Consider the following 17,195-nt stretch of genomic DNA (forward strand, 5'->3'; position numbering starts at 1 on the left):
TGGCCCCGGAACGGCCCTTTTGCCCCGTCGCGCAAGGTGATAATGACGCGCGCATGACCGATACCTCGCTGATCCGTAACTTCTCCATCATCGCCCACATCGACCACGGCAAGTCCACGCTGTCGGACCGGCTGATCCAGCTGTGCGGCAACGTTTCGAGCCGTGAGATGAAGGAGCAAATCCTCGACTCGATGGACATCGAGCGCGAGCGAGGCATCACGATCAAGGCGCAGACCGTGCGCCTCGATTACAAGCACAGCGACGGCAAGACCTATCAGCTCAACCTGATGGATACGCCAGGGCATGTGGACTTCGCCTACGAAGTCTCGCGCAGTCTCGCCGCCTGCGAGGGGGCGATCCTCGTCGTGGACGCGAGCCAGGGCGTGGAGGCGCAGACGCTCGCCAACGTCTATCAGGCGCTCGACAACGATCTCGAAATCCTGCCGGTGCTCAACAAGGTGGACCTGCCGGCCGCGGACGTGGACCGTGTGAAATCGCAGATCGAGGACGTGATCGGCCTCGACGCGTCAGAGGCGGTCGGCGTTTCTGCTAAGACGGGCCTCAACGTGGAGGCCGTGCTCGCGGCCATCGTCGAGCGGTTGCCGGCCCCGAAAGAGGGCGATCCTTCGAAACCGCTCAAGGCCATGCTGGTGGACAGCTGGTACGACGCCTATCTGGGCGTCATCGTTCTGGTGCGCATTATCGATGGCAAGCTGAAGCGCGGCCAGAAGGTCAAGATGATGTCCACCAATGCGACGTATCAGATCGAGCGTGTCGGCATCTTCAGGCCCAAGCAGGAAATGCTGACGGAGCTTGGGCCCGGCGAAATCGGCTTCTTCACGGCCGCGATCAAGGAGGTGGCCGACACGCGCGTCGGCGACACGATTACGGACGAGAAAAACACGACGGTGCAAGCGTTGCCGGGCTTCAAGCCGGCGCAGCCGGTGGTGTTCTGCGGCCTGTTCCCCGTGGACGCGGCCGACTTCGAGGATTTGCGCGATGCGATGGGGCGACTTCGTCTCAACGACGCGAGCTTCTCGTTCGAGGCGGAAAGCTCGGCGGCGCTGGGCTTCGGCTTCCGCTGCGGCTTTCTCGGACTTCTGCATCTCGAAATCATCACCGAGCGGCTTGAACGCGAGTTCAATCTCGACCTGATCACGACGGCGCCGTCGGTTATCTATCATTTGCACATGACGGACGGCTCGGTGGTCGATCTGCACAATCCGGCCGACATGCCGGATACGGTGAAGATCGATCATATCGAGGAGCCGTGGATCGAGGCGACGATCCTGGTGCCGGACGACTATCTCGGTGCCGTGCTCAAGCTTTGTCAGGATCGGCGTGGACGCCAGAAGCAGCTCACCTATGTCGGCACGCGCGCCATGCTCCAGTACGAGCTGCCGCTCAACGAGGTGGTGTTCGATTTCTACGACCGGCTGAAGTCGGTCTCGCGCGGGTATGCGTCGTTCGACTATCAGATCAAGGGGTACGAGCAGAACGACCTGGTCAAGCTGTCGATCCTCGTCAACGACGAGCCCGTCGATGCGCTCTCGATGATCGTGCACAGGACGCGCGCCGAGAGCCGGGGACGTGCGATGTGCGAAAAGCTCAAGGAGCTGATCCGTCCGCACCTGTTCAAGATTCCGATCCAGGCGGCCATTGGCGGCAAGGTCATCGCACGCGAGACGATCAGTGCGCTGCGCAAAGACGTCATCGCCAAGTGCTACGGCGGCGACATTTCCCGCAAGAGGAAGCTGCTCGACAAGCAGAAGGCGGGCAAGAAGAAGATGCGCGAGTTCGGGAAGGTGGAGATCCCGCAGGAGGCCTTCATCGCCGCGCTCAAGATGGACGAGAATTGATTTTGCTCTAAAGTGATATTTTATATTGCGCGTGTGGTGGGCCAGCCCGTTTTGGGCGGCAGACGCGAGAAGCCATGCCACGAGACGACAATGCTTTGGTTTTTCGACTCGCCTGTCGATATTGGAACGACGGCGACTTCGACAGCGTGATTGCCTTGTTGGCGGACGATATCCGTCACACCGTCAATGTCGATGCGCTCGGTATCCCCTGGATGGCGAGCGCCGAGGGCAAGGCGGATGTGGCCGCGAGGCTCAATCTCATTCGCGAGACTTTCCTTGTCGATGCGTTCGTGATCGAGGCTCTCGTCACGGATGCGGAGGAACTCCGCGCGACGGTTGTGGGCTATCATACCCACAAGAAGACGCGCGAGCGGCTCGATGTCCGGCTCAGGTTCCGGGTGCGCGTGCGGGACGGTCTTCTCGCTCAGATCGACGAGACCGTCGATGCGGCCTACTTCGAGGCCTTCGAGCGGTTTGTGCGCTATCTGGAGCAGACGGCCGAGGAACTCGGCAACGCGCCCCCGGAGCCGTTCTCCGCGTGAGGCGCGTTGCCGTCGTCCGGCCGGGCCGCGTCAGTCGACGCTTTCCAGGTTGTCGGCTTCGATCATCGGCAGCGTAAGCGCCTCGATCTCGTCGAGGGCCTGACCCGCGATGCCCTGCACGTCGCCGTACATGCCGGCGGTCGAATCAACGACAATTCGAATTTGCTGCTCGCGCTTGGCCCACTGTTTGGTCATCCATTTGCGTTCGCGGTCGAGATCCTCTTGCATATCCTTGAATTTCTCGACGATGGCCTCCACGCGATGGCGGAAGCGCGGGCCGGTGAGATAGTCGTAGACCAGCTCCATCTTCGTCTGCTGGCCCTTTTTGGCATCGCGGGCGCCTGCGAGCTCCACGAGCGATTGGCGGAGTGCGATAGCGAGGGGAAGCGCGCAGCGCGCGTCTGAGACCCAAACGCCATCGATGAGGTCGAAGGATTCGACGTCTTTCGGCAGCGCATTCGAGACTAGAAGTGCGATATCGGCCTTTGCCGCGCGCTGATCGCCACGCAGCTTGGGGAGCCAGAGGTCGCTCCAATTTTTCGTGCGCTTCGATTCCCAAAGGATCGTGCCGCACGGTTGATCCTGCGGACCGTACACACGTTGCAGCACGTCGCCTCCGAACTCGCCCTTCGCGACGGGTTCGATCATGTCGCGCGGGAATTTCGAGCGCAGGAGGTTTTCGAGTTCGAGTTCGAGCGCCTCGCCCTGGAGCTGCTGCGAGCCCTGTTCGGCCTTGCGCTTCAGTTCCTCGATCTTGCGTTGCATGGAGGCGATCTTCTCGTCGCTTTCGAGGATCTTGAGCTTGAGGGTGTCTTCCGCCTCCTGCTTCGCTTTCTGGCGCACGTCGGTGAGAGACTCCTGGACGCGCTTTTCGATGGTGAGATCCAGCTCGCGCTTGGCGTCGTCCAGCTCGCGCTGTTTGCGGATCAGCTCGGCTTGCGCCTTCTGGGCCTCGGCGAGCTTGGTCTCACGCTCGCGCAGCACGTCCTGCAGGTCGGCGAGCTGCTTGCTTTTCTCGGAGAGATCGGCGGCGGAGAGGCGCTTGGCCTTCTCGGCTTCCTGGGCCGCGATCTTCACGCGCTCCTGTGCGACGCGGTCCGCGATTTCCGCCTGGAGGGCCGCCTTATCCTTTTCGAGCGCGTCTTTCATCGCCCGAAGGGCGGTCTCGCGCTTGGCGACCTCTGCGTCTTTGACACTCAAGGCCTGCTCATAGCGCGCCCGTGTGGCCTCGATCAGCGGCTGAGCGAGGGACTCGGTCAGCTTGATGTCGGTTCTGCAATTGGGGCACGTGATTGTTGGCTCGCTCATCCCGGGTCCTGCTCCCACTCTTCGACGCGACGTAAACCCTATCGCGCAGGCTGCTCAAATCATGACGAATCGTCATTATGTTCCCTAAATGTTCTCATGTCCAGGCGAGTTATGTGTGGATTGCTGAGATTGACTGTGAAGGGATGCGCGGAGCACAGCAGCAGACACAACCCGGCGGCCCGAAGCGTCGCAAAGACGAAGGGCAGCGTGTTTTCGGCGTGGAGGAAAGCTAACGATGCGCCGCTCAGTACCGGCGGCGTTCGAGGCGGCGAAGCTGGGGCAGATCCATCAGATCCAAATAAGGGCTCGTGCCGGGCGCGTAGTCGTCGGCGAACTTCCAGCCGTTTTCGCACCACGGGTTGCCGTAGTATCCGTGAGGGCCGTTGTAGGGCTTGCAGTCGCGTATGGCGGCTTCCTTATGGGCGCGCTTCGATTTTCCGGAACGGGCTTCGGCATCGTGAGAGACCGTGAGGGTCATCAGGCCGATCGTGGCGGCCGCCGCCATTGCCTTGAAGATCATCGCCTTTTCCTTTGCCCAATGCGTTTTTTCGATCGCTCAAGCGAATCGGTCCGCGTGCGCTCCCCTGCATGTAATACCGCCCGACGCGATCCCTCAAGGCCTGTCGCCGTTGCCGATCGCTCCAGCATATGTCTGCCAAATATCCCGGCCGATATTGCCTGGGCTGACCTTGTGCAATTCGTCGCACCCGTCCCTGATTGGGCATGCCGCGGCGTCGACTGAACCGCTGCCGTAAGCCCCCATGAAGAGGGCGCTTCGGTTCATGCGTCGGGGCAGCAAAAGCCCGAAACGGGCGGGAACATAACATTTTGGGAGTTGAAACGATGAGGAGAGTTTTGATTGTGGCTGCTGCCACGCTCGTGTCGGCGTCTGTGGCTCATGCCGATTGGGCTGGGCATTTCAAGACGCTCGATACCGACGGCAACGGCTCGGTCAGCCGCACGGAGTACGAGGCGGGCGTGAGCAAGCTGGGTCTCGATCCTGCGCCGACCTTTACGTCGATGGACGGTGACGTGAACAACCGTATCGATGCCGACGAGTGGGCCGCTGCCGAGAAGCAGACGACGGCTTATTCCGAGTCGTGCAAGTCCACCAACGCTTCCTGGTGCGAGTAATCAGAAGCTCGGACTCTCAATGATCTCGAAACCCGGAGGAGAACTTCCGGGTTTCGGGTGAGGCGCTGGCGGCGGCGCCCTCGACGTCGCTTTGCGTAGCGTTAGCTCTCCGTCGCCGACGCGACGGGGCCGATCCGAATGCGCATTGTCCCGTCTGAGCGTGCTCCCTCGGAACGCATGCTTTTTTTGGGACTGGGGCGCCCACAATCTTTGGCAGCGGGCAAAGGTGGGTGGGCGCCTTTTCGGTATGCGTGGACTCAGTATCTATCGCCGCCGGTTGGGCTACTCCGCTCCACGTGTCGCGAGCCACTCCTTCATCAGCACGATTTCCTTCGTCTGAGCCGCGATAATCTCCTCGGCGAGCTTTCGCGTTTCCGCGTCCTTCCCGTATTTCAAGACAATCTTGGCCATGTCGATCGCGCCCTGATGGTGTGGGATCATGCCTTTCATGAAGTCGACGTCGGCGTCGCCGGTGAGGGCGGCATTCATGCCGTCGTGCATCCGGGCGTTCGCTGCTTCGTAGGCGCGCGTGGCTTCGCTCTTCGTGTCGCCAGCCTTGCCGTGGTCGTGCTCCGTGTGTGCCTCGTGGCCGTGGTGCCGATGGTCGTGCGCTTCTGCCCAGGCGAGGCCCGTGGCGAGCGCGATGGCCGGGAGCGACAGGATGATATGGCGTTTCATTCGGTCTCCTTGAGTACGGTCGTTATGCCTTGAGGCGCACGTGGTTGAGGCGCAGCGCGTTGGCGACGACGCTGACGGACGACAGCGACATGGCGGCGGCGGCAACGATCGGCGACAACAGGATGCCGAACACGGGGTAGAGGACGCCGGCGGCGATGGGCACGCCCGCGGCGTTGTAGACGAAGGCGAAGAACAGGTTCTGGCGGATGTTCGCCATGGTGGCGGCCGAGAGGGCGCGGGCGCGGACGATGCCATTGAGATCGCCTTTAAGAAGCGTCACGCCGGCGCTTTCCATTGCCACGTCCGTGCCGCTTCCCATGGCGATGCCGACGTCGGCGGCGGCGAGCGCTGGCGCGTCGTTGATGCCGTCGCCCACCATGGCGACGACATGGCCTTCGTGGCGCAGGCGTTCGACGATCTTGCTCTTTTCCTCGGGTAGAACTTCGGCTTCGACGTCGTCGATGCCGAGGGCGCGGGCGACGGCTTCGGCTGTCGTCTTCTGGTCGCCGGTCAGCATGACGATCCGAATGCCGGTCTCCCGCAAGGCGGCGATGGCTTCCGGCGTCGTCTTCTTCACGGGGTCCGCAATCGCGAGGATGCCGGCGGCTTTTCCGTCGATGGCGACGAAGATGGCGGTTGCGCCGTCGCGGCGGAGGTCGTCCGCTGGGGTGTCGAGAGCGGCCGTGCCGATGCCTGCGTCCTGCATGATGCGGCGGTTGCCGATGGCGAGCTTGCGGCCGTCCACGGTGCCGATCACGCCTTTTCCGACCGGGCTGTCGAAGCTTTCCGGCTCCGCGAGCGTGATGTTTTTCTCACGCGCCGCCGCGACGATGGCGGCTGCGAGCGGATGCTCGCTCCGGCGCTCCAGGCTGGCGGCGAGGCGCAGGAGTTCCGTCTCCGCGGTCCCGGCGGCGGTGTGGATCTTGACGACGCTGGGTTTGCCTTCGGTGAGGGTGCCCGTCTTGTCGACGAGCAGCGTGTCGACCTTCTCCATGCGTTCGAGTGCTTCGGCGTTCTTGATCAGCACGCCGGATCTGGCGCCGCGTCCCACGCCGACCATGATCGACATCGGTGTTGCGAGACCGAGCGCGCAGGGGCAGGCGATGATGAGCACTGACACCGCGGCGATGAGCGCGTAGGTGAAACGCGGCTCGGGGCCCCACGTGGACCAGGCGAGGAACGCCAGGACTGCGACGGCAATCACCGTCGGGACGAACCATCCGGAGACGTGATCGACGAGGCGCTGGATCGGCGCGCGGCTGCGCTGGGCTTGGGCGACCATCTGCACGATGCGCGAGAGAACCGTCTCGCGGCCGACCTTGCCGGCGCGCATGACGAAGCCGCCGGATTGGTTCGTGGTGCCGCCGATCACGGTTTCGCCCGCGCTCTTGGTCACGGGCATGGATTCGCCCGTCACGAGGGATTCGTCGATGGTGCTGCGGCCTTCCAGGATTTCGCCGTCGACCGGGATGTGCTCGCCAGGACGCACGCGCAGGCGATCTCCTTCGGCGACCTCTTCGAGGGCGATGTCCTCGTCGGTTCCGTCGCTCCGGATGCGCCGCGCCATCTTGGGCGAGAGGTCGAGGAGGGCGCGAATGGCGCCGCTCGTGCGTTCGCGCGCGCGGAGTTCCAGCACCTGCCCGAGCAGAACCAGCGTGGTGATGACGGCGGCTGCTTCGAAATAGACGGCGACGGACCCGTCGTGCGGATCGCGCATGATCGCCGGGAACAGGCCTGGCCAAAAAGTGGCGACGATGCTGTAGATCCAGGCCACGCCGGTGCCCATGGCGATCAACGTGAACATGTTGAGGTTGCGCGATTTTACGGACGCCCAGCCGCGCTCGAAGAACGGCCAGCCCGCCCAGAGCACGACAGGCGTCGCAAGCGCGAGCTGGACCCAGTTCGACGTCGCGCGGCCGATCATGTGGTGGAGTCCGACGAGGTGGCCGCCCATTTCGAGCACGAAGACGGGGAACGTCAGGGCGAGAGCAATCCAGAAGCGCCGCGTCATGTCGGCGAGTTCTGGATTGGGTGCTGCGTCGGCTGTGACGAATTCCGGTTCGAGAGCCATGCCGCAGATAGGGCAGGCGCCGGGGCCTTCCTGGCGGATCTCGGGGTGCATGGGGCAGGTGTAGATGGTCCCAGGCGGCGGAGGCGTGCGCTCGTCCTGGGGCGCCAGATATTTTTCGGGATCTGCGGCGAACTTCGTGCGGCAACCCGCGGCGCAGAAATAGTAGGTGCGGCCCTCGTGGACGTGGCGATGCTTGGCGGTGTGCGGGTCCACCGTCATGCCGCAGACGGGGTCCTTCGCGGCGTGGAGGGCGTCCGCCCCGGGGGCGCTGGCTGTTCCGTGCGAGCTTCCCCCGCAATGGCCACAACAAGAGACATGTTTCTCGGTTTCGTGCTCGGTCATCGGGCGTCCTCGTTTCTCTCGTATACCCTTGGGGGGTATGTATTGACGGATATACCCCCATGGGGTATCGGTCAAGCATGACGAAAGCTTCCAAAGCGTCGCGGCTTAAACGCCTCAACCGCATCGAAGGTCAGGTGCGCGGTCTCGCCCGGATGGTGGAAGAGGATCGCTACTGCATCGACATCGTGACGCAAGTCGCGGCGGTGCGCGCTGCGCTGCGCCGTGTCGAGGAGGACGTGCTGCGCGATCACATTTCCCATTGCGTTGCGCACGCCATGGCCAGCGGCGACAAGGCGGAGCAGGAGCAGAAGATTGCCGAATTGATGGATGTGCTGGCGCGCAGCGCGCGCTGACTGCGACTTCGAGGCTCGCCGGGCTTTGTCCGGCTCAGGAGGTTCATCATGGTTGGGAAGATACGCGTTCTGGATCGTCGTCACGTGCTCGGCTTCATCGGAGCCGGCGCGTTGGTGGGACTTTCGCGCGTTGCGCGCGCCGACCGGCTGCCGCACGCCATTGTCTTCCGCGATCCGTCCTGTGGATGCTGCCACGAATGGGTCGAGCACCTGCGAGCGAACGGCTTCGAGGCGACCGTGCGCGATACACCCCGCATGACCGCCGTGAAGGCGCAGCTCGGTGTGCCGCGGTCGCTCGCTTCGTGTCATACGGCCGAGATCGGCGGCTATGTCATCGAGGGGCATGTGCCTGCGGAGGCCATCAAGCGGTTGCTTGCGGAGAAGCCCGCGGCGCGGGGCCTGGCGGTGCCGGGTATGCCGGTCGGCTCGCCGGGCATGGAAGGCGGAACACCCGAGACCTACGACGTCATCCTGTTCGGCGACGGCGGCGAGCGGAGCTACGGCCGATATCGGGAGGACAAGGCCGTTTGAGAGCGGACGGGCGCGGCGCAGCTTGACGGTTCGGTCGGCGATGTTCGGCCTATTGATGCCGATCAAACTCATGCGCTCCGTCGTCGTGCAAAGTCGGTTTGCCGGTGTGTCTCTACGCATGGCCAACGACAGGCGCCGACAAGGCGCCAGGCCCTGGGAGAACCGCTATGGAGTGGCCTCTTTGCCGCCTCGTCGAGCGGCGGGCTAACCGCATGACCGTCGTGATGGACAGGCTCGGCGTCGATGCGCTGACGCTTGTGCGGCGCGACGGGGGATGTGCCTATGCCGACGCGCGGACCACCTGTCTGCACTGTCCCTACGCGCAAGACTGTCTCGCCTGGCTGGATGCGGATCCGCCGAGTTCCGAGCGGCCTGACTTCTGCCCCAACCTCGCGGTGTTCGAAAGCTGCCGCAAGACCACGACGTGATCGCGGAGGGGCAGAACGTTTGGCGTGCGTGTTTGCGTCAGCAGACTTCGCAACCGTTTTTGCGGACGCTTTCGGCGTGCGCACTCAATTGCGCGAGAAGATCGTCGGGTGCTCCTGCGACGCCCTGATGCCCGACGATGTAAAGCGGGGTGACGTTGACACTCAGCTGATTGGCGAGATTTTGCGTGGCAGCCAAGGTCTCGGCGGTTTCTGTCGCTGCCGCGTCTTTCTTGATGCGGTCGATGTCGAAGCCGAGCCCTTTCGCAACGTCGAGCGCGCGTTCTTCCGTGACTTGCCCCTTCTGCGTCATGAGCGCGTCGTGGAGCGCTTCGAAGTTGCCCTGCTTTGCGGCGGCAATCACGATGTGCGCAACGGCCTCCGAATCCTTGCCGAAGCTCGCGACGTTCTTCAGCACCACCTTGGTGTCCGGATTGTCCTTGAGGAAGGACTTGAGGTCGGGATACGTGGCGCGGCAGTAGGGGCAGTTGTAGTCGGAGAACTCCACGATCGTGACCTTGGCGTCGGGATTGCCGATCTCGGGGGAGCCCGAGGCGTATAGCGCATCCTTGTGCTCGATGAGCGCGCGCTTGGTGTTGGCGATCTGCTCGTCCTGCTCCAGCTTGAGGAGCGCATCGCGCACGACTTCGGGATTGTTCATGAGGTAGTCGCGGATATAGGCGTCGAGGCCAGCCCGATCGGCCGGGAGCGGCTCGGCCGAGGCGGAGCGCAGTCCCGCGGGATCGAGCGCTAAGAGGCTCGCGCAGACGAGGGCCAATGCGCGAGTTGAAGCGGCTGGTGACATGGATCCCCCGATGAGGCTCGAATTGGATTTCGCTGGGCGGTGCTTGCGGATCAACTGCGGCTGGATCGTGGCAGTTGATGCTATTTATCGCTCATGTGAGGGTAATGCGTTCTATTTTTGTCGCGAAATTCGAGGATTTTCTTCTTTTGTGCGGGCTTCTGCCGCTCGTCCGTGGTGCCCGATGGCGGCTCCGTTCGTTAAGGTCAATCGCGACCGTTGTTGTGCTTGCTGTCCGGGATGGGTACGTGTTGGCCCCGTGAGGGCCGCTGGGGCGTCTTCCCGAAATCGATCGTGTCATATGCTCAGGCGTGGCGTAGCTGCAGTTTTCCTTTTGCTCGCGATGTCGGTCTCAGGTGCTGCGGGAACGCACATCGCCGAGCCGGCCGTGCCGCGCGATGCCGGGCCGGCGGCGTCATCCCCTCTGCCGGACGACACCAAGCTTACGCTTCTCATCCGCACGACCCTCATCGCGCTCAACCAGGCCAACGCGACGGGCAATTATTCCGTGCTGCGCGATCTTGCGGCGCCAGGCTTTCAGGCGGGAAACAGTCAGGCGCGGCTGGCGGAGATTTTCGCTGCCCTGCGCGGGCGCAATCTCGACCTCTCGCCCATTCTGTTTTTCGATCCGAAGCTCGTGCAGCCGCCCGCGATTCAGCCGGACGGCCGCCTTCGCATCACGGGCTTCTTCGATACGCGGCCCGAGCGCGTTATCTTCGATCTCATGTTCGAGACTGTCGAGGGCGACTGGCGCTTGTTTGGGATCGCCATCGATGTCATGCCTCCGGAGGCGCCCAAGGCGGACGGTGCTCCGCCGGGGGCGGATAAGAACGATGCCGACGCTCGAAAGCCTTCGGATTGACACGGCCTAAAACGATCATGGTCCGCGCATCAATGCGACAACCGGGGGCGAGGCCCCGGTTGCGCGTGTGCTTGTTACCAGGTCCATTGGACGCCGGCCCGTCCACCGATGCTGTTGCCGGCGCTATAGGATTTGTAGTCGGACCAGCCTGCGCCCACTGAGCCGTCGATCGCGATGCGGTCTCCGCTTGAGAAGCAGTTCCGGCACACCACGCCGATCGCGCTCACGGCAACCGCGTTGGCGTCGCCCTCGAAGTTACCCCAGCCGATCCGCATGCCGAAGTTTTCGGCCGATGTGAGGGACGGAGCTTCCGCAGCCAGCGCGACGGCCACGCCCGCCTGCAGCTTTGCGATGCTCCGGAACACGTCTCCGCCGTCTGACGCGAGATGGCCGTTGGCGTCGGTCGTCACGAGTTCAAGCCGGCCGGTCTGGCGCTGCTTGCTCAAGTCGGACGTGATGCCGGGGGTGGTGTAGGTTTGCGAGCCGTTTTTCGCTCCGAGAGTGACTTCGTCGGCAAATTCGCTCTGCGCTCCGAAGCCGAGTGCCGTCGATCTGGCATGTGCGACCTGCGAATTCGTGCCGATCGCATTGCCGTCGTTTGCCGTTACGGTGGCGTTTGCGCCCGCCGCAAGAGAGTTCGTCGTGCCGGATGCGTTCGCATTGTTTCCGAATGCGAACGAGTTGTTGGCGTTGCTGGCGTTCGCATTCGTGCCGAAGGCGATGGCGCTGGTCGAGCCCGTAACTCTTGAGGTGCTGCCGACGGCGAGAGAATTGAGCGCTCCGTCTGCGTTGTTTGCCGTGCCTACGGTGAGCGACTGCTGTGCGCCAACCATGGAATTTGTGCTTCCAATGGCCGTGGAGTTCGTGGCGCCAGCGAGGTTGTTTGGGTTTCCTACGGCGAAGGAATTCGTGGCGTCCGTGAGATTGTTCCGGAAGCCGACTGCGCCAGAATTTGTGGCATCCGACAGCAGATTTCCGTCGCCGGTGGCCGAAGAATTCTCCGCCTGCGTGAGGTCGTTGTTGGTGCCCGTTGCAGAGGAGTTCGTTGCATCCGCGGCAATGTTCCCCTGGCCAGTGGCGCTCGAATTCGTAGCGTTTGTCAGGTTGTTGTTGGTGCCTGTTGCCGATGAATTCGTTGCGTTGGTGCCGATGTTGCCCTGGCCAACCGCATTTGAGTTGGTGGCGGTCATCAAGTCGTTGGCGGTGCCGGTTGCAGACGAATTTTCCGCGTCGTTGAGAATGTTCGATGCGCCCACCGAAAACGATTGCAGGGCTGCGACAAGCTGGTTGTCATTCCCGACCGCTCCGGAACTCGTCGCGTCGGTCAGGTCATTTGCCGTGCCTGTAGCAGACGATGCGGTTGCATTCGTCAGATTGTTTCCGGTGCCGACTGCCGCTGAATCGGTGGCGTTCGTCAGAAGATTGAACGTGCCTGTGGCGGAAGAATTATTTGCGCCCGCAAGTATGTTGAGGACGCCGGTTGTCGAAGAATTGCTCGCGCCCAGAAGAACGTTGAGCGTTCCTGTCGCGAACGCATTTTGGCTGAAGGCGACAATGTTGCCAGTGCCGGTTGCCGATGAATTTTCGCTCAACGCCATTATGTTGAAGAAGCCCGTCGCGGATGAGTTCGCGGTGCCTACGAGAATGTTCGATGCGCCCGTCGCGGAGACGTTGTCCGTGCCGATCAGAAAATTGCTTGAGCCGGTGGCTGTGGATCCGGCGACGCCAAAGAGGGCGTTGTCGGTTCCAATTGCTGCGGAGTCCGTACCGAAGGTGATGCTGTTTCCGGAGCCGTAGACGCTCGATCCTGTCGCCGTGTCGAGCGTGTTTCCGTCTCCGACCGCGGTCGAGTTCTGAGCGTTGTCGATCTCGTTGTCGAAGCCGGACGCGGATGCGTTGTGCGATCCGTTGGTGATCTGGTTCTGCTGACCCGACGCGGATGCGTTATGTGATCCGTTGAGGATCTGGTTCTGCTGGCCCGAGGCGGAGGCGTTGATGGAGTCGGAGATGGTGTTGTCGTTGCCTGTCGCGGACGCGTTCTGAGCGTTGTCGATCTCGTTGGATACGCCGGATGCGGATGCGTTGTGCGATCCTGTGATCGTATTGTCGTTGCCCGAGGCAGTTGCGTTTTGAGAAGCGCTGATCTCGTTGCTTACGCCGGACGCGGATGCGTTGTGCGACCCGTTGGTGATCTGGTTCTGCTGACCCGATGCGGATGCGTTGTCCGATCCTGTGATCGTATTGTCGTTGCCCGAGGCAGTTGCGTTTTCAGAAGCGCTGATCTCGTTGCTTGCGCCGGATGCGGAGGCGTTGTGCGATCCGTTGAGGATCTGGTTCTGCTGGCCTGAGGCGGAGGCGTTGATCGAGTTCGTTATGGCGTTGCGATCGCCCGCGGCGTTGGAGTTCGCTGCGTTGTTGAGCTGGTTGTTGAAGCCGGACGCGGATGCGTTATGCGATCCTGTGATCGTATTGTCGTTGCCCGAGGCAGTTGCGTTTTGAGAAGCGCTGATCTCGTTGCTTACGCCGGATGCGGATGCGTTGTGCGACCCGTTGAGGATCTGGTTCTGCTGGCCTGAGGCTGAGGCGTTGTTCGAGTTCGTTATGGCGTTGCGATCGCCCGCGGCGTTGGAGTTCGCTGCGTTGTTGAGCTGGTTGTTGAAGCCGGATGCGGATGCGTTGTGCGATCCGTTGAGGATCTGGTTCTGCTCACCCGATGCGGATGCGTTGTTGGAACCAGAAATCGTGTTCCTGTCGCCCGCGGCTGACGAGTTGACAGTTCCGCTAAGCTGATTGCTCGTGCCCGATGCCGAGGAATTCTGCGCATCGTTCAGGCTGTTGAGGGTGCCTGTGGCGGAAGATTGGCGCGCACGGATCAGCGTGTTGCTATCGCCTGTGGCTGAGGAATTGACGGCATCTTGGAGATTGTTCAAGGAGCCGGTTGCCGACGAATTGATCGCGCTGACATTGTTGCCTTGCCCCGTCGCGGATGAGTTCCTCGTGTTCCGTCCGGTGAGAGTATTGTTGTCGCCGGTGGCGGATGAGTTCGTCGCTTGCCAAATCTGATTGAGGTTGCCCGTCGCCGACGAATTTGTCGAATCTTCGAGGTTGTTTTCATCTCCGATGGCGGACCCATTTACCGCCCCAAGAAGGCGGTTAGCGTTTCCTGTGGCCGATGAGTTTTCAGTGCCTCTGAGTCCATTGCCGCTGCCTACCGCGGAAGAATTGATTCCGCGGACATCGTTGTCGCTCCCTACTGCAGAGGAGTTGCGTGTTCCCGAGCCTGAGAGATCATTGCTGTCCCCCGTTGCGGACGTGTTGGTGGATTGCCAAAGCTGGTTTTCATTGCCATTGGCAAACGCGTTTGTCGCGCCTTGTATGTTGTTCTGATTGCCGACTGCGAGCGAGTTCAGCGTTGCGCCGTTACCGAGATTTCCGGTTCCGACGCATGAGGAGTTCGTGCCGCTGCTCGGAGTGCACTGAGCGATCGCCGGCATCGATCCAGCGGCGACGAAAACAGCGCCCAATGCCACTGCGCTGACTGTCGAAAGCAGCCGTCTGGCGACGCTGCTGTGTCTCCCGCGGCTCGGTGCCGCCCCCCAATGCCCCTGCAACATGGTACGCAACTCCTAAACGCTTACGCATACTAAAAATTCTTGACTTCAACCCCTGTGGACCTGTTGAGAAGCTCGGAAATGCTATTTATAATCAGCGCCTTAACTTCCCTGCCCCACAGATTATTCACAGGTTGCTCACAAGCCGATACTTGGACACAAGTCCGTCTGCGTATCAATTCAACACAAAATTAATCTCTTCCTTTTGGATTGATGTGTTGCCGGGCGGATACATGCATTCAGGGCGTGTTGCTGATTCGACAGGGAATTTTCAGAGTGCAGAGTGCTTTGCTGGTGCGACGCACAAACGGGCTTCCGCGCGCTGCGGGCGCTTCCGCGGGTGGCCGCTGCGTAGAAAACGGGGCTGACGCGCCGTTTGCGGGGTTGTGCTAAGGCGCGCCTGTAGGCTTTCGATAAAGGATCTCCCATGCGTGTCGACATCGCCGGCATCGGCCGTGAGCCCGATCGCATGGATCACGCTGCGTTTGTCGCGCGGATGGAGGAGATCGACCGGCTTGGCTACGACGGCGTGTGGTTCAACGAGTTCCATTTCCAGACTCCGCCGCAGCCGTATCCCTCGCTGCTGCTTCTGGCGGCTGCCGTCCTTGCGCGCACCGAGCGGGTGCGGGTCGGCACGTCGGTGCTTGTCCTGCCGTTGCACAATCCGCTTGTGCTGGCCGAGCAGATTGCGCAGCTCGATTGGCAAAGCGGCGGCCGGATCGATATCGGTCTCGGGCGTGGCACCGATCCTGGGACGCTTGCGCGGCTCGGCATCGATCCCGCCAGCACGCGCGAACGTTTCGAGGACGCCTTCGCGGCGATGCGAAGCGTATGGCTGGGGACTGCGCGACAGAGAGCTGCCGATGGAGAGGCGCTGACAATTCCTGTCCAGCCGTGTGTGCAGGCGCCGCATCCACCTCTTTACGTGGCTGGGTATACGGAAGAGACGCTGACGTTTGCCGGACGGCATGGATTGCCGCTGCTGCTCAGCCTGGAGCCTCCGGAAACGCGTCAAATCGAGATCTATCGCGATCTCGTCCGGGCGCATGGCTTTCCGTCCCGGCTCGCGGAGAGTTCGCTCACGCGATATGTGGTCGTTGGGCGTTCCGCCGCCGATGCGGAGGCGCACTTGGAGCATCTTCTGCCTTTGCTGCAGACGAGACGGATCTATTATGCCGGGAGGCGGGGCGTGGCGCCTGGGGACGTGCTTCCGATCGACCGGGAGCTGCTGCTGCGCGACCAACTCATCCTCGGCGATCCGGAATCGTGCTTTGCGCAGATCGCGGACCTCAGGCGCCGCATGGGGATCGCCGCGCTCCGATGCGTGTTCAACGGCAACGGCGTGCTCTCTCCGCCCCTTTCGATGGAGCAGATGCGGCTGTTCTCGCAGGAGGTGCTGCCATGCCTGCGGGATATTTGACCGGGATTGGAATTTGAATTCGACAGCAAGGACCGGAGTGCCGCGCGGCGGTTGTCTTCCTATGTTGCGGACATGGCAATGAAGAAAGATGGCCGCATGAGTCCGACCGTTGAACAGCCGCCGCCCCAATCCCCACCGGCATCGCGCCGGGAGGAGGCGTTTTGGAAGGCTCTCCAGGAACGGGACCGCAGTTTCGATGGCCGGTTCTACTATTCGGTGGCAACGACCGGCGTCTATTGCCGGCCCTCATGCCCGGCACGTCTTGCCAAACGAGAGAACGTCGCGTTCCATGTGTCATGCGCTGCTGCGGAGGCCGCCGGGTTCCGCCCGTGCAAGCGATGCAAGCCGAACGAAGCATCCCTGCACGATCGGTATGCGGCCAAGGTCGCCGCGGCCTGCCGGCTGATCGAGAGCGCCGAGGATGCGCCAAAGCTCGCAGATCTCGCACGTGTCACGGGGTTCAGTGCATTTCACTTTCATCGCGTGTTCAAGGGAGTGACGGGTGTGACGCCCAAGGCGTACGGGATGGCGCACCGCGGAAAGCGGGTTCGCGAAAGCTTGACGCGCGCCGCCTCCGTGACGGACGCCATTTATGAGGCCGGATTCAATTCCAGTGCGCGGTTCTACGCCAACTCAACGGACGTTCTCGGCATGACACCCTCCGAATTCCGCACAGGCGGGGCGACCGCCGAGATGAAATTTGCCGTGGGCGCATGCTCGCTCGGGTCGATCCTCGTCGCTGCGAGCGACAAGGGGATCACGTCGATTATGCTGGGAGACGATCCCGAAGCGCTCGTACACGATCTCGAAGACCGTTTCCCGCGGGCGCGGCTGGTCGGTGGCGATGCGGCGTTCGAGGATGTCGTGGCCAAGGTGGTCGGCCTCGTGGAGGCGCCGGACGCCGGGTTCGATCTTCCGCTCGATATCCGCGGCACGGCGTTTCAGCATCGGGTCTGGCAAGCGTTGCGCGAGATCCCGGCGGGGACGACGGCGACGTACAGCGAGATTGCAGAGCGCATCGGAATGCCGAAGGCTGTGCGCGCCGTGGCGGGCGCGTGCGCAGCGAATAAAATCGCCGTCGCCATTCCCTGCCATCGCGTGGTGCGCAACGACGGGTCGCTCTCCGGCTACCGCTGGGGTGTCGCGCGCAAGCGGGCGCTGATCGACAGGGAGCGCAAAGGCTGACGCTTCGCTACGCTCCCCAGCTCCGGGTTCGGAAGCGTTGGGATGGGCGCAACGTTTCAGATCGAAACGAGC

The 17,195-nt window shown here is 62.4% G+C and carries 15 protein-coding genes; 9 read left to right on the top strand and 6 right to left on the bottom strand.

From position 1 onward, the window contains the following. The first annotated feature begins 53 nt into the window (after positions 1-53). Complete coding sequence (gene lepA / locus W911_RS03350) at positions 54-1,859, top strand: translation elongation factor 4 (protein ID WP_023786097.1); 1,806 nt, start codon at positions 54-56, stop codon at positions 1,857-1,859. Between the two features lie 74 nt (positions 1,860-1,933). Next, positions 1,934-2,401: a nuclear transport factor 2 family protein gene (locus tag W911_RS03355; RefSeq protein WP_041316206.1), complete on the top strand. Its 468-nt coding sequence runs from the start codon at positions 1,934-1,936 to the stop codon at positions 2,399-2,401. Positions 2,402-2,431: 30 nt separating this feature from the next. On the opposite strand, the gene W911_RS03360 is transcribed toward W911_RS03355, so the two are convergent. Both W911_RS03360 and W911_RS03365 read right to left on the bottom strand, forming a co-directional pair. Further along, positions 2,432-3,709 carry a DUF2130 domain-containing protein gene (locus W911_RS03360; protein ID WP_023786099.1) on the bottom strand — a complete coding sequence of 426 codons (1,278 nt, stop codon included), beginning with the start codon at positions 3,707-3,709 and terminating at the stop codon, positions 2,432-2,434. A gap of 244 nt (positions 3,710-3,953) precedes the next feature. Beyond that, positions 3,954-4,229: a hypothetical protein gene (locus W911_RS03365; protein ID WP_023786100.1), complete on the bottom strand. Its 276-nt coding sequence runs from the start codon at positions 4,227-4,229 to the stop codon at positions 3,954-3,956. 341 nt (positions 4,230-4,570) lie between these two features. Here W911_RS03365 and W911_RS03370 point away from each other — a divergent pair, with 341 nt between their 5' ends. Continuing rightward, a complete protein-coding gene (locus tag W911_RS03370) occupies positions 4,571-4,843 on the top strand; it encodes an EF-hand domain-containing protein (RefSeq protein ID WP_244438579.1) in 273 nt (90 codons plus the stop codon). Between the two features lie 282 nt (positions 4,844-5,125). On the opposite strand, the gene copM is transcribed toward W911_RS03370, so the two are convergent. Both copM and W911_RS03380 read right to left on the bottom strand, forming a co-directional pair. Beyond that, the gene (copM, locus tag W911_RS03375) at positions 5,126-5,521 is read right to left on the bottom strand and encodes a CopM family metallochaperone (RefSeq protein WP_023786102.1); all 396 of its coding nucleotides are present in this window, start codon (positions 5,519-5,521) and stop codon (positions 5,126-5,128) included. A gap of 22 nt (positions 5,522-5,543) precedes the next feature. Further along, the gene (locus tag W911_RS03380; RefSeq protein ID WP_041316209.1) at positions 5,544-7,934 is read right to left on the bottom strand and encodes a heavy metal translocating P-type ATPase; all 2,391 of its coding nucleotides are present in this window, start codon (positions 7,932-7,934) and stop codon (positions 5,544-5,546) included. 77 nt (positions 7,935-8,011) lie between these two features. Between W911_RS03380 and W911_RS03385 the strand changes: the two genes are divergently transcribed. From W911_RS03385 to W911_RS03395, 3 genes are all read left to right on the top strand, one after another. Continuing rightward, positions 8,012-8,287, top strand: a complete 276-nt coding sequence (locus W911_RS03385; RefSeq protein WP_041316211.1) for a metal-sensitive transcriptional regulator — start codon at positions 8,012-8,014, stop codon at positions 8,285-8,287. 48 nt (positions 8,288-8,335) lie between these two features. Next, the gene (locus tag W911_RS03390; RefSeq protein ID WP_023786103.1) at positions 8,336-8,818 is read left to right on the top strand and encodes a DUF411 domain-containing protein; all 483 of its coding nucleotides are present in this window, start codon (positions 8,336-8,338) and stop codon (positions 8,816-8,818) included. Between the two features lie 167 nt (positions 8,819-8,985). Beyond that, on the top strand, positions 8,986-9,246 hold the full coding sequence (locus W911_RS03395) for a DUF6455 family protein (protein WP_023786104.1): 261 nt from the start codon (positions 8,986-8,988) through the stop codon (positions 9,244-9,246). A 37-nt stretch (positions 9,247-9,283) separates the two neighbouring features. On the opposite strand, the gene W911_RS03400 is transcribed toward W911_RS03395, so the two are convergent. Next, complete coding sequence (locus W911_RS03400; RefSeq protein ID WP_081717615.1) at positions 9,284-10,048, bottom strand: DsbA family protein; 765 nt, start codon at positions 10,046-10,048, stop codon at positions 9,284-9,286. Between the two features lie 298 nt (positions 10,049-10,346). Here W911_RS03400 and W911_RS03405 point away from each other — a divergent pair, with 298 nt between their 5' ends. Next, positions 10,347-10,907, top strand: coding sequence for a hypothetical protein (locus W911_RS03405; RefSeq protein WP_023786106.1), 561 nt, complete (start codon positions 10,347-10,349; stop codon positions 10,905-10,907). 74 nt (positions 10,908-10,981) lie between these two features. Here W911_RS03405 and W911_RS03410 read toward each other — a convergent pair whose 3' ends face one another. Beyond that, positions 10,982-13,837, bottom strand: coding sequence for a beta strand repeat-containing protein (locus W911_RS03410; protein ID WP_144083493.1), 2,856 nt, complete (start codon positions 13,835-13,837; stop codon positions 10,982-10,984). A 1,108-nt stretch (positions 13,838-14,945) separates the two neighbouring features. On the opposite strand from W911_RS03410, the gene W911_RS03415 reads away from it, so the two are divergent. Together W911_RS03415 and ada are read left to right on the top strand one after the other, a co-directional pair. Next, positions 14,946-15,938, top strand: coding sequence for an LLM class flavin-dependent oxidoreductase (locus tag W911_RS03415; RefSeq protein ID WP_023786108.1), 993 nt, complete (start codon positions 14,946-14,948; stop codon positions 15,936-15,938). A 96-nt stretch (positions 15,939-16,034) separates the two neighbouring features. Next, positions 16,035-17,123 carry a bifunctional DNA-binding transcriptional regulator/O6-methylguanine-DNA methyltransferase Ada gene (gene ada, locus W911_RS03420; RefSeq protein WP_041317270.1) on the top strand — a complete coding sequence of 363 codons (1,089 nt, stop codon included), beginning with the start codon at positions 16,035-16,037 and terminating at the stop codon, positions 17,121-17,123. The last annotated feature ends 72 nt before the right edge of the window (positions 17,124-17,195 follow it).

The organism is Hyphomicrobium nitrativorans NL23 (assembly GCF_000503895.1).
GTDB lineage: Bacteria > Pseudomonadota > Alphaproteobacteria > Rhizobiales > Hyphomicrobiaceae > Hyphomicrobium_C > Hyphomicrobium_C nitrativorans.